The sequence below is a fragment of the Betaproteobacteria bacterium genome (assembly GCA_016720855.1).
In the GTDB taxonomy this organism is placed as follows: domain Bacteria; phylum Pseudomonadota; class Gammaproteobacteria; order Burkholderiales; family Usitatibacteraceae; genus FEB-7.
Genome location: JADKJU010000005.1, coordinates 130,788 through 142,416 on the forward strand (window position 1 = coordinate 130,788; position 11,629 = coordinate 142,416).

General features: G+C 67.6%; 14 protein-coding genes. 7 read left to right on the forward strand and 7 right to left on the reverse strand.

Annotated features, from left to right (window positions below; genetic code table 11):
• Positions 1–220: 220 nt before the first annotated feature.
• The 5 genes from IPP91_18380 to IPP91_18400 are packed head-to-tail and all read left to right on the forward strand — an operon-like array spanning position 221 to position 3,769.
• Positions 221–1,684 carry a 2Fe-2S iron-sulfur cluster binding domain-containing protein gene (locus IPP91_18380; GenBank protein MBL0144009.1) on the forward strand — a complete coding sequence of 488 codons (1,464 nt, stop codon included), beginning with the start codon at positions 221–223 and terminating at the stop codon, positions 1,682–1,684.
• A gap of 8 nt (positions 1,685–1,692) precedes the next feature.
• Positions 1,693–2,070: a S24 family peptidase gene (locus IPP91_18385; GenBank protein MBL0144010.1), complete on the forward strand. Its 378-nt coding sequence runs from the start codon at positions 1,693–1,695 to the stop codon at positions 2,068–2,070.
• Positions 2,071–2,086: 16 nt separating this feature from the next.
• Positions 2,087–2,311, forward strand: a complete 225-nt coding sequence (locus IPP91_18390; protein MBL0144011.1) for a hypothetical protein — start codon at positions 2,087–2,089, stop codon at positions 2,309–2,311.
• Entirely contained in the window at positions 2,298–2,741 is a 444-nt protein-coding gene (locus tag IPP91_18395) for a hypothetical protein (protein ID MBL0144012.1), read from the forward strand. Before IPP91_18390 ends, IPP91_18395 begins: the two co-directional genes overlap by 14 nt.
• Positions 2,738–3,769, forward strand: coding sequence for a hypothetical protein (locus IPP91_18400; protein ID MBL0144013.1), 1,032 nt, complete (start codon positions 2,738–2,740; stop codon positions 3,767–3,769). Before IPP91_18395 ends, IPP91_18400 begins: the two co-directional genes overlap by 4 nt.
• Before the next feature lie 37 nt (positions 3,770–3,806).
• Here IPP91_18400 and IPP91_18405 read toward each other — a convergent pair whose 3' ends face one another.
• The 7 genes from IPP91_18405 to IPP91_18435 all read right to left on the reverse strand — a co-directional run bounded on the left by IPP91_18405 (position 3,807) and on the right by IPP91_18435 (position 9,951).
• Positions 3,807–4,295, reverse strand: coding sequence for a hypothetical protein (locus IPP91_18405; protein MBL0144014.1), 489 nt, complete (start codon positions 4,293–4,295; stop codon positions 3,807–3,809).
• A 4-nt stretch (positions 4,296–4,299) separates the two neighbouring features.
• Positions 4,300–4,599: a hypothetical protein gene (locus tag IPP91_18410; protein ID MBL0144015.1), complete on the reverse strand. Its 300-nt coding sequence runs from the start codon at positions 4,597–4,599 to the stop codon at positions 4,300–4,302.
• Between the two features lie 150 nt (positions 4,600–4,749).
• The gene (locus IPP91_18415) at positions 4,750–5,079 is read right to left on the reverse strand and encodes a TusE/DsrC/DsvC family sulfur relay protein (GenBank protein MBL0144016.1); all 330 of its coding nucleotides are present in this window, start codon (positions 5,077–5,079) and stop codon (positions 4,750–4,752) included.
• Between the two features lie 70 nt (positions 5,080–5,149).
• A complete protein-coding gene (locus tag IPP91_18420) occupies positions 5,150–5,563 on the reverse strand; it encodes a hypothetical protein (GenBank protein ID MBL0144017.1) in 414 nt (137 codons plus the stop codon).
• Between the two features lie 7 nt (positions 5,564–5,570).
• On the reverse strand, positions 5,571–6,068 hold the full coding sequence (locus IPP91_18425) for an SCP2 sterol-binding domain-containing protein (GenBank protein MBL0144018.1): 498 nt from the start codon (positions 6,066–6,068) through the stop codon (positions 5,571–5,573).
• 50 nt (positions 6,069–6,118) lie between these two features.
• Positions 6,119–7,009: a sulfite exporter TauE/SafE family protein gene (locus IPP91_18430; GenBank protein MBL0144019.1), complete on the reverse strand. Its 891-nt coding sequence runs from the start codon at positions 7,007–7,009 to the stop codon at positions 6,119–6,121.
• A 59-nt stretch (positions 7,010–7,068) separates the two neighbouring features.
• Positions 7,069–9,951 carry a molybdopterin oxidoreductase family protein gene (locus tag IPP91_18435; GenBank protein ID MBL0144020.1) on the reverse strand — a complete coding sequence of 961 codons (2,883 nt, stop codon included), beginning with the start codon at positions 9,949–9,951 and terminating at the stop codon, positions 7,069–7,071.
• 104 nt (positions 9,952–10,055) lie between these two features.
• Here IPP91_18435 and IPP91_18440 point away from each other — a divergent pair, with 104 nt between their 5' ends.
• Together IPP91_18440 and IPP91_18445 are read left to right on the forward strand one after the other, a co-directional pair.
• Positions 10,056–10,562: a metallophosphoesterase family protein gene (locus IPP91_18440; protein ID MBL0144021.1), complete on the forward strand. Its 507-nt coding sequence runs from the start codon at positions 10,056–10,058 to the stop codon at positions 10,560–10,562.
• 288 nt (positions 10,563–10,850) lie between these two features.
• On the forward strand, positions 10,851–11,624 hold the full coding sequence (locus tag IPP91_18445; GenBank protein ID MBL0144022.1) for an adenylyl-sulfate reductase: 774 nt from the start codon (positions 10,851–10,853) through the stop codon (positions 11,622–11,624).
• Positions 11,625–11,629: the final 5 nt, after the last annotated feature.

The following is an 11,629-nucleotide window of genomic DNA, read 5'->3' on the forward strand; positions in this document are numbered from 1 at the left end:
CCCGGGCGGCGGCCGCAACGCGCCCTTGCCGTCCTTCCGGGTGCCGCTATTTCGCGGCTCCGCTCACCGGCTGACTATACCCGCCAAGGGTAATTCCTCCCCCCCCACATGGGTAATGACGTATATCAACGGTTGCTTATAATGGCGAGGGACGAAAGTCCTACGCTACACTGCCCGACGGCGCCTCGTCACGGGCGCGCGGATACTCGCGGGAGGTATCGTGGCCCACCGGTTGTCGCTCTCGAGGGCGGCCCACCTGGTCGGCGTGCATCGCAGCGCGCTGCAGAAGATGATCAGCGAGGGCACTCTTGCCACCGCCGAGGGGATGGTCACGACCGAAGAGCTGCTGCGCGCTTTCCCGCTCGCGGAGCTCGAGGCCTCGGGCGCCGTCGAGTGGGTCACCCGAATCAAGGAGGAGTCCTTTGGCCGACGTGTCCGCGAACGCATGCTTGCCTCGCAGGAGATCCTCGCCCAGCGGCTTTTTGCCCAGGGCCTGGAGCTCGCCGAGCTGCGCCGAACGGTGCAGCGCTACCACGCGCTCGTGGAAGATCTCGAGCGCGGGCTGCGGGAGTCCTTCATGGGGCACCCGGCGCAGCCGCGCACGCTTGCCGCGCTCGCCGACGGCCTCGGACGCGCCCTGGCCGGTGAGGCCTCGGATGCCGTTGCCGACATCGACGAGGCCTTGCGCGTCATGACACCCCGCGTCGAGGTCAGGCCCAGCGGCCGCGAGTTCTATGTCGAAGGCCACGACTCGCTCCTGCAAGCCGGGCTCAAGGCCGGGCTGCGACTCTCCTACGGCTGCGAAAACGGCACCTGCGGGCTTTGCCGCGCGCGCGTGGTCGATGGCGACGTGCAGCGCATCCGTCCGCACGACTTCACGCTCTCCGAGGCCGAGCGCGCGCAGGGCCACATCCTGATGTGCGCCTACTCGGCCGTCACCGACGTGAAGCTCGAGACGCTCGAGGCCTCCGGCCCCGAGGACATCCCTCGACAGGAGATCGTGGCTTCGATTCGCGCGGTAACGCCGCTCGACGAGCACACGCGGCTGCTGCACCTGCAGGCGCCGCGCTCGAATCGCCTTCGTTTCCTCGCGGGACAGTCGGCCAGCCTGGGCGCCGCGACGGCAGCCGGCGACGTGCAGGGCGCCTACGCGATCGCGAGCTGCCCCTGCGACGACCGCAACCTGCATTTCCACATCGGCCGCGACGAGAGCGACGCCTTTTCTGTGGCCCTGTTCTCCGGGGACGTCCGCCCGGGCGAACGCGTGACGCTCGTCGGCCCGGAGGGGCGCTTCGTGCTTCGTGGCGACCCGGGCAAGCCCCTGGTGTTCGCCGCCTGCGACCTCGGATTCGCTCCGGTGAAAAGCCTCGTCGAATACGCGCTCTCCGCAGATGTCGCCCAGTCCTATTCGATCGGCTGGCTCGCCACGCGCCCCGGCGGCCACTACCTGGCCAACCAATGCCGCGCGTGGGCCGAGGCTCTGGACGGCTTTGCCTGGCTGCCGCTCACCAACGCCGATGCGGCAGCCGGCGCCAGCGAACTGGTGGCGGCGCTCGGCGCCACGACCGACCTTTCCCGCGCCGAGGTTTACGTGGCAGGTCCGGACGCGTTTGTTCAGGCGGCCGAGTTCGAGTTCCGGTCCGCGGGCGTCGCGCCGGACACCCTCGTCACGCTCGCGATCTGACGCCGGCGATGAACGCTTCCGCAAAGCCCGGTCCACGCATCATCCCGATCACGCCGGCTGGCGACGACGGCGCTGGCGCCTGCAGCGGTTCGGAGTCCTTCGCGCTCATGGTGCTGGGCGATTCGATGGCGCCGGACTTCGCGGAAGGAGACGTGATCGTGATCGAACCCGACGGTCTCGCGACGAACGGCAGCTTCGTGCTCGCGCGGATCGAGGACGAGTGGGCCTTCCGCCAGCTGGTCGCCATCGGCGAGCGCTGGCAGTTGCGACCCCTGAACCCCCTTTACCCCACGGTCGATCTGGCCGACCTCGCCGCCGTGCGCGGCGTGGTGATCCAGAGGACGACACCCGGCAACCGGAAATCGACAACTCGCTTCGGCGAATAGGAAAAGACGCCCCGCCATGCCCTATTACCTCTACAAGGTCTTTCCGTTCCACCGCCTCGAGAAGATCGCCGAGATCGGCGCGTTCCCGCAGGCCTCCGCGCAGGCCAAGGCGCTGCGCAAGGACCCGTCCCTGCCCGCGGACTGCAAGGTGAAGGTGATCTTCGCCGAGGACGAACTGGGCGCCGAGACGCTACTCACCGAAGTGCGCGACACGCCGCCGCCCTTCAATGACGACGATTGACACGACCGCCACGGCGCTGCCCTGCGTCTTCGCCAGGGCTGTCCTTGCACGGCAAGGGGGCTGCGCTCTCGTGACCCTGGCTCTCGAGGGCGAGACGGAGCGGCCCCGTTGCGCTTCCCCCGTTGCGAACGCCAATTGCCGGACCCTGCGCGCGCTCATTCGCGAGCGCGCAACGTTCGTGCTGAAGCTTCCGCCGCCGGCCGCGCCGCTTCCTCATGCCCTGGAGCTTCGCCTGCAGTGCGGCGGCCTGCGCGGCGTGGCCGCCGCCCTTGGCGAACCGGAGGCCCCGCCGGGCGACATCCATGCCCTGGTCACGCGGGCGCGCGAAGCCTGCGACGGGCTTCTCGGCATCCCCTTCGCAACCGTGGTGGCTTCCGTGGTGCGTTGGGAGGGCCGGCCGCGCGCCTCGGGCGGAGGCGTCGTGCCATGACGCCGTCTCTCGCGCCGCTCATGGCCGCCGTGCAGTCCAACTGCCACCTGTCGGACGCACGTCACGCGCAGGACCTGACCCTGTGCAACTACCTGCTCGCGATGCGCGAGTACTACCGCTGGGAGCACGACCTGCCCCTCGATGCCGTGCCGCCGCGCGCCGACGTGGGCCGCTGGATCGCCGAGCGCGAGGCGCTGTGGGAGTCCCTCGCGCAAGCCGAATGGTCGGGCATCCCGCTGGACGCCGGCCCTGCCGACCCGTTCGACGCCGACACCGTGAACGCGGAACTGGTCCCCAGGGGCCTCGTCTACGGCGCGGGGCGCGGCCGCTTCGGCAAGCCGCACTTCTTCCTTGCGCAGCTCGCGCGGCACGAGCGCAGGGAGGGCGTCGAGATCCTCGAGGCCGGCTGCGAGTATGTCCGCGACCTGGATGCCGCGCCGGCCGTGCTTCAGGGCGAGCGAATCGTGCTGCGCCGCGAGGCCTTCCGGCGCTGGCTCTGGCTGAGTGCGGAGGCCTGGGATGCCCGCGCATCCGAAGGCGCGATGGCCTCCGCCCTCGATGCCTACGGATACGGCGGGGAGCGTGGCGCGGCTCTCGATCGCATGGCGGAAGCGGAACGGGAGACGCTCATCCTGCACGAGCTGGGCGAACTGGCCGCCGGGCGCCTTCTCGGCGAGGACTGGGAACGGTTCATGGATGGCCTGGAGGACCGGCGTATTGAAATCACCGCGCGCGCGGTGCGCGACCTGCTCGCCGACTGCCTCGTCACGCTGCCGACGCTTCTCGCGCGCGAAGCGGTGCCGTCGCTGCATTTCTGGTTCGCGACCTTCTCGGGCCTGCGCCGGGAACTCTTCCCGCGGCTCCTGGCCGCCCATGCCGCATGGGCCCGGAACGGGAGCGCGGACGCGCTGAACGACGCCCTCGTTTCGGGCCGGGAGCACTGGCTGCGGTTGGCGCGCGCAATGGCAACGGACGCGAACGCAGCGAGACAGTTCGCTCTCGAGCCGTGCACGATCACCCTCACCTGACCCGCAGCTCGCCCCTGCCTTTCGCGGCAGGGGGAACTCAACCGCCTCGCGAAATCAGGTCTTTCGCGGCCGTGCGGAATTCCTCGGCCTTCGCCTCGTCGATCGTGAGCCGGATCAGCTTGAAGCACGATTCGACGGCGGCGGAGAGTTCATCGCGCGACGTCCCGGCCCCCTCGAGCTTCGCCACGACCTTGCCCGAGCGCTCACCCAGGATGCTCAAGGCCACGTTCACAAGCGCCTGCGTGGCGGACTTGCCGCCCGCAGCGCCATAGGGTGTCGCGGTGGGCGCGGCCGAAGCCGACGCCGCCCCGTTGCCCCGCGGCGCGGCCAGCCCCCTCGCGACCAGCTCGTGCAGGGCCGCTGCGAACTCGGGGATGATCGCGCCCTTTCGCTCCAGCTCGCCGACGGTCAAGCGGCCATCGACCAGGATCAGCGCGTGGCGCAGCGTCCGGGGCAGGCCGTGATCCCGATGGTTCAGCGCCTCGACGCCCGGGGGGGTCTTGGCGAGGATGACATGCGAATCCATCGGCTCAGCCCGCGAGTTCCTCGATGATCCGATAGATCAGCTTCACCGTGATCGCGACATAGATTGCGCCGAACAGGAAGATGAGCGAGACGATCACCTTCATGAGGAGCGGCGGCAGCATCCCGAAGAACGGTGTCACCAGGTAGCCGAGGGTAAAGAGGATCACGAGCGAGGTGAGAGTCTTCCACGTGTTGCCGACCACGCCCCCCGGGACGTTCGAACGCAGGGACAGGACGAGCCACAGGCAATAGAACATCACCAGGATGGCAAGCACGCTGATCACGATGCTGATATCGAAGTTCATCATTGTTTTTTTCCTCTTGGGTCATCACCACTTTCACGAGACCGCCGTCGAGTCGCGACCCGTGCGCCTTTGCGTATTTTCCCAAGTCGGCATCGCCGCCATTTGTCCTGCGTTAAGCTTTCGTTCCAGCCGCACGGCAGTGCCAGGGATCTAGTAGCCCCCCTTGCCAAGGGGCTGGGGAAGTCCCGCCAGCTTCGCTCCCTGCTTGGCCGGCCCCATCGGAAAGAGGTCGTACAGCGATTTCGAATCGCAACCGGGCAGGATGTCCTGCAGGCCCTTCACCATGTTGCGGAAATTGGGCGTGTGGCCGTGCTCGCGATATTCGTCCCGCAGGTAGTTCACGACCTTCCAGTGATCTTCCGTCAGTGCGATCCCGTCCGCCGCCGCGATCACCTGCGCCGCTTCTTCGCTGAAGTCCGCCTCCTTGAGGTAGCCCTCCGCGTCCGTTTCCTTCTCGATCCCCTCGATGACGTATCCCATGCAAGTCCTTTCACTGTTGTCCGATGAACAGGCCCGCTGCGGAGCCTTGCTGAAATCTCGATGCCGCGCTCTAGTGACCGCCCCCAACCAGCCCCGAGGCCGCCACCACGATCACCGCCACCTCCAGCGCGCAGATCGCGAAGAGCGGGCGCTGGCCGCCGGCCCAGTAGATCGGCATGATCGCAAGGAGGCACGGGACCGAGCAGAACGCGAGCGTGACAATGCCGACCAGCGTGAGGATGTCGGCCCTATGGATGATCGCAGTCCAGCCCCAGCCGGCCTCGATGCCCACGATCTCGAGAAGCGAGCTTGCCGGCAGGTGCCATAGATCCGGCAGGCGCTCGTGCGGCACGTGCGGGTCGACGACGCCGAACATGTAGATGGCAAACAGGACGATCAGCATCCCGAGACCCGTATTCGTCCCGATGGACAGCAGGCGCGCGTAGCGCTCCTGGTCGGGTGCCGTCCGGGCCTGCACGGTCATGCGATCCTCACTTCGGGCAGGCGGCGGTGTCGCCGGGTACCTTGCCCACGAGGAGCAGGAAGCTCTCGAACGGGCCCATGTTGCCCATCGCCTCGCCCATCGGGCCGTCGAAGCTCAGGCGTCCGAACATCATCGCGCGCATGGGGCCGTACTCGCCCTTGCCCATCTCGATCCAGCGCTTCGTGTCGGCCGTCATCGCGTAGTCGACGTCGAGGTCCAGCTTGTCGACGGACCGGCCACCCGAGACGCACAGCGCCTTGCCATCCTTGCTCGCGATGCGCACCTCCACCTTGGGACTGTCCGTGCAGTCCTTGCGGGCCACCTGCAGTGCCTTGTACCCGCGCTTCTTGTCGTTGGCCACCCACCCGCTCTCCTGCAGCCCGGCGGTCAATGTCGCGTCCGCATTCCATGCCGTGCAGGCCGCCTTGGCCCATTCCTCCGACATCAACTCCGGGGCCGCCACGACCGCTCCTGCCGCGGCTGCCAGGACCACCCCACCGATCATTCGAATTGCGCGCATCGTCGTACTCCCTCGGTCATGAAATCGAACAGCACTCAGGGCCAGATGCCCAGCCCCTTGAGAAGCGCCCTCATGCCCGCGAAGGCAAGCAAGGCGAGCACCAGCTTTCTTATCACCGCCGCGGGCAGGACCCGCAGCAGCCTCGCGCCGATCCTGGCGCCCAGCATCATCCCGATCATCGATGGCACCGCGATCATCGGCAGCACGGCGCCCTTGTGCAGGTAAACCCAGGCCGCCGAGCTGTCGACGAACGACAGGATGAAGCTGGAGGTGCCGGCCGAAACCTTGAGCGGCACGCCCATGAGGAGGTTCAGCGCGGGCAGGTTGGCCCATCCCGCGCCCAGGCCGAACATGCCGGCCAGGATGCCGATGAAGAAGAAGACCACGAGGCCTGCCGGAGTCCGGTGCGCCTGCCACGAGACTTCGCGGCCCGTGCTTGGCTCGACGAAGATCCCGTGCATGCCCAGCGCCGCCGAGATCCAGTCGGGCTTGGCCACCTCCGGATACTCGGAGCGCTTCGCGACCGCCATCAGGACGACGATCGCGAGGATCGTGGCGCCGAGCGCCACCTGGATCGTATTCGCCGGCATCGCCAGTCCCATCGTCGCTCCCAGGATCGAGCTGGAGGACGCCACGACCGCGAGCGGCAGCGCGAGCCGCACGTTGGCCAGACCCGAGCGCAGCAGCGATGGCCCGGCCGCCAGCGCGCTCGCCAGCGCCACGAGGAGCCCGGCACCGCGGACGAAATCGAGATGAAACGGGAAGAACCCGCCGACGATCGGCACGAACAGCACGCCGCCGCCGACGCCGGCCGGCACCGCGATGATGCCCAGGACGAAGCACACGCCGAACAGCATGAGCGGCCACGCCCACCAGGGCAGGAGCGCATCGACCCCCGCCGGCGCGATCACGGCGTCCGCGGCCATCGCCACCTCGGGCGACGCCGCGAGCAACGCCGCCACGAACGAAAGGACGAACCACCGCCTCAAGGACGCTTCCTTCCCGCCACGTAGGCAACGTCCCCGGGCGCATCCGCCATGCCGGGATAAGGGTGCATCGCGGGGCCTTCGGACGCCACCGTGCCCTCCTCGCCCGCCTCGGCCTTGCGGATGCGCACGCGCACGTCGTACCACGCCGCCTGGCCCGTGATCGGGTCGGAGTTGGAGAAGCGCACGCCGTCGGCATCGGGCGGCAGCTCGTCGCTGATCAGTGCGTTCAACAGGAACCCGCGGCGCGACTCGTCCGCGCCGGGCGCGAGATTCCACGCCCCCGGCGCCTTGCCGATCGCATTCCACGTCCATACCGTGCCCGGCTCCACCGCTTCCGACAGGCGCGCCACGCATCGCACCTTGCCCCAGGTGGATTCCACCCAGATCCAGTCGCTGTCCGAAATGCCCTGCGCGGCGGCGGTGACCGGGTTCACGAAGAGGCTGTTGTGGCCATGGATCTGGCGCAGCCACGCGTTCTGCGAATCCCAGGAGTGGTACATCGCCATCGGCCGTTGGGTGATCGCGGACAGCGGGTAGCGCGCCTTGTCCGTCGCTTGCGCCTCGAGCGGCTCGTAGTAGAAGGGCAGCGGGTCGAAGAACGTATCGACGCGCTTGCGCAGGCTCTCCGGCGGCCGCCGGGACATCCCCTTGCCGCGCGCCGCGAGGCGGAACTTCTGCAGCACCTCCGAATAGAGGTGGATCAGGATCGGCTCGGCGTAGCGCGTGATGCGGTTGCGCAGCGACCACTCGAGGTAGCCCTGGTTCCAGTTTCGCATGTACTGGTAGCTCTTGGGCAGCTCGTAGTGGAAGACGCAGTTGTTCTGCGCGTACATCTCCCATTGCCGCGGATTGGGCTCGCCGCGCAGTGACTTCTCGCCGCCTTTTCCGCGCCAGCCGGCGAGGAAGCCGATCCCCGAGCCCGGCTCCGTCTCGTAGTTCACGATGAAGTCGGGATAGTCGCGGTACTTGCGGCGCCCGTCCTTCGTGACGAACGCGGGAAGCCCCAGCCGGACCCCGAGCTCGATCAGGACTTCCTGGAAGGGTTTGCACTCGCCCGTTGGCGGAACGACGGGGATGCGGACGGAGTCCATCGGCCCGTCGAACTCCGAGATCGGTCGGTCGAGCAGCGACATCGCGTCGTGGCGCTCGAGGTAGGTCGTGTCAGGCAGGATCAGGTCCGCGAAGGCGGTCATCTCCGACTGGAACGCGTCGGCGACCACGATGAACGGAATCTTGTACTCCCCGTCCTCGCCGCGATCGTTGAGCATCCGGCGCACCTCGTCGGTGTTCATGGTCGAGTTCCACGCCATGTTCGCCATGAAGATGAGGAGCGTGTCGATCCGGTACGGATCGCCGCGCCACGCGTTCGTGATGACGTTGTGCATCATGCCGTGGACGGCGAGGGGATATTCCCAGGAGAACGCCTTGTCGATGCGCACCGGCTGGCCGTCGTCGTCGACGAAAAGGTCGTCGGGCTCGGCGGGCCAGCCCAGCGGCGCGCCGTCGAGGGTCGAGTTCGCCCTCACCGCCAGGGGCGTGGCGGGCGTCTTGGCGCAGGGCGGGATGGGGCGCGGGAACGGCGTCTTGTGGCGGAAGCCGCCGGGGCGGTCGATGGTGCCCAGGAGCGACATCAGGATGCCCAGCGCGCGGATCGCGTGAAAGCCGTTGGAGTGCGCCGCGAGGCCACGCATGGCGTGGAAGGCCACGGGGTTTCCGGTGACGGTGTCGTGCTCCTTGCCCCAGCTGTCCGTCCACGCGATGGGCAGCTCGATCTTCTGGTCGCGGGCGGTGATCCCCATCTCGTGCGCGAGGCGGCGGATGGTCGCGGCCGGGATGCCCGTCACGCCCGCGGCCCACTCCGGCGTGTATTCGGCCACGCGCTCCTTGAGGAGCTGGAACGCCGGGCTCACTTCCGTGCCGTCGTGGAGGCGAAAGTGACCGAAGAGGAACGGGTCGGCCCCCTCGGTGTGCGTGACGACGGGCTTGTCGGCGTGGCGGTCCCACCAGAGCTTGTTCTGCGGGTCGAAGCAGCCTTCCTCCTCCGGCACTTCGGTGCGCACGAACATGCCGAATTCGTCGCTCGCCTCGTGCAGGTTCACGAGCTGCCCGGCGTTGGTGTAGCGCACCAGGAACTCGCGGTCGTAGAGGCCCCGCTCGATCAGCTCGTGCACGAGCGCGAGGATCAGCGCGCCGTCGGTGCCGGGCCGGATCGGAACCCACTCGTCCGCAATGGCCGAGTAGCCCGTTCGGACGGGGTTCACGGAGATGAAGCGCCCGCCGTCGCGCTTGAACTTGGAGATCGCGATCTTGAGCGGATTCGAATGGTGGTCCTCGGCCGTGCCCAGCATCACGAAGAGCCGGGCGCGCTCCAGGTCCGGGCCGCCGAACTCCCAGAAGGAGCCGCCGATGGTGTAGATCATCCCGGCAGCCATGTTCACGGAGCAGAAGCCCCCGTGGGCCGCATAGTTGGGCGTGCCGAACTGGCGCGCGAAAAGCCCCGTGAGCGCCTGCATCTGGTCGCGGCCGGTGAAGAGCGCGAACTTCTTCGGGTCCGTGGAACGGATGCGCGCCAGGCGTTCGGCCAGCATCGTGAACGCCTCCTCCCAGCTGATCGCCTCGAAATCGCCCGCACCGCGCTCGGCGCCGCTCTTCCTGCGCAGCGGCCTCGTCAGCCGGGCCGGCGAGTACTGCTTCATGATGCCGGAGGCGCCCTTCGCGCAGATCACGCCCTTGTTGAGCGGATGGTCGGGGTTCCCGTCGATGTAGCGCACCTCGCCGTCGCGCAGGTGCACGCGGATGCCGCAGCGGCACGCGCACATGTAGCACGTGGTCTTCCTGACCTCGGAACCCGCGACCGGGCCTTGCGCCGGCGTGTCCATGTCAGTAGATTGATCGCCCATGATTTTCCTTTTTGCTTCCGACGATCTCAAACCGGTCTCGAAACTTCCCCGCAGCGGCGCGACTCTGCCCGGGCGAGGCTAGCGTGCTGGTCGCCATCGTCTCCGACAGCCATGACCGCGCAGAGCCCCTGGCCAGCGCAGTGTCCGCAGCACGCGACGAAGGCGCCGAGGCCGTCCTGCACTGCGGCGACGTGATCGGCGCCCACACGCTGCGTCCGCTCCTCGCGATCGGGCTTCCGGTACATGTCGTTCACGGCAACAACCTCGGTGACTCCCAGGCGATGTGGAGGCTCTGCGCGGGCTCGGCCGGGTTGATCCGCTACCACGGCCAGGACGCCGAAATCTCGCTCGGCGGCCGGCGTCTCTTCGCGACCCACCTGCCGAACCACGCGCGCGCCTTCGCGTGCACCGGCCAATTCGATCTCGTCTGCTGCGGCCACGACCACCGGGCTTACGTGGAGCAGGTGGCAAATGTCGCCGGGACCCGGACGTGGCTAGCGAATCCGGGCACCGTGGCCGGCCTTGCCGCGCCGGCCACCTGGATTCTCGCGGACCTCGGCGAAATGCGGTTCGACATCCGAGAGCTCTAGGCCCTCGAGACCAGCGTCGATTCCGAGGCAACCCACCAGGGAAGTCCATAACCCCAAAGGGGTATTCGTTCCCCAACGGAGTGATTGACCGACCCGGGTGGGCAGGACTTAAGGTCTACCTTTGGATTGATAGTCCTGCCCCTCGCGGAAGCGGGAGGGTTGCGTGCGATCAACCGGGGTCTGCAAACGCGTCTGCCTGCTCGTCCAGAATCGCGCAGTGAGAAGGAGGTCTTGATGTTCGCCAGCAATCCGTTCGCCGGGCTTTCGGCGTACCTTTCGCCCGCAGTCATGCAGGCCTACGTCGTCGCCATGATCGTCCTGGTCGCGGCGGGGACACTGTTCGACGTGATCCACAAGGGCAGCGCCAGGTATTTCTTCGAGAACTGGCGGAACTCCCAGCGCAAGGCGGCGAAACCCCTCGATGCCGGCGAGCTGGTGGCGATCGCCGTCCAGACCGGCGTCGTGGACGTCCTCACCTCCGGGGAGTTCTGCAACCCGCGCCGCCGGGTGGCCCATCTCCTGACCATGTACGGGACCGTGATCTATGTGGTGACCACCGCCATCATGATCTTCGCCTATCCGAGCGCCACGACGCCCGCGCCCGCGATCCTCCCGCAGCTGTGGTGGCTGGGCGGCCTGATGGCCTGCGCAGGCGGATACTGGTTCTGGTTTTTCATCCGGGTCGACGTCGCAGCCGAGGGTCATTCGCCGTTCCGCGTCATGCAAGCCGATCTTTTCATCCTCTCGCTGCTCGCCAGCGTGACCCTGGGCTTGATCTGGGCATTCGCCGGCGGCGGCTTGGGCGTCCTGTTCGGGCTGTACATCTTCGCCACGACAGTGCTGTTCGGGTCGGTGCCGTGGTCCAAGTTCGCGCACATGTTCTTCAAGCCTGCGGCGGCATTCGAAAAACGGGTATGCAAGGCCAATGGCACAGCCGAAAATCTGCCGACTCAGTCACGCGACGATCCCGATCAACAGAAAAGACACTCCATGGAACTGTTGCGAGACGCTCCGATGAACATGGGGCTCGGCATCAAGCGCGAAGCACCGCGCCACCATTGAGAAGC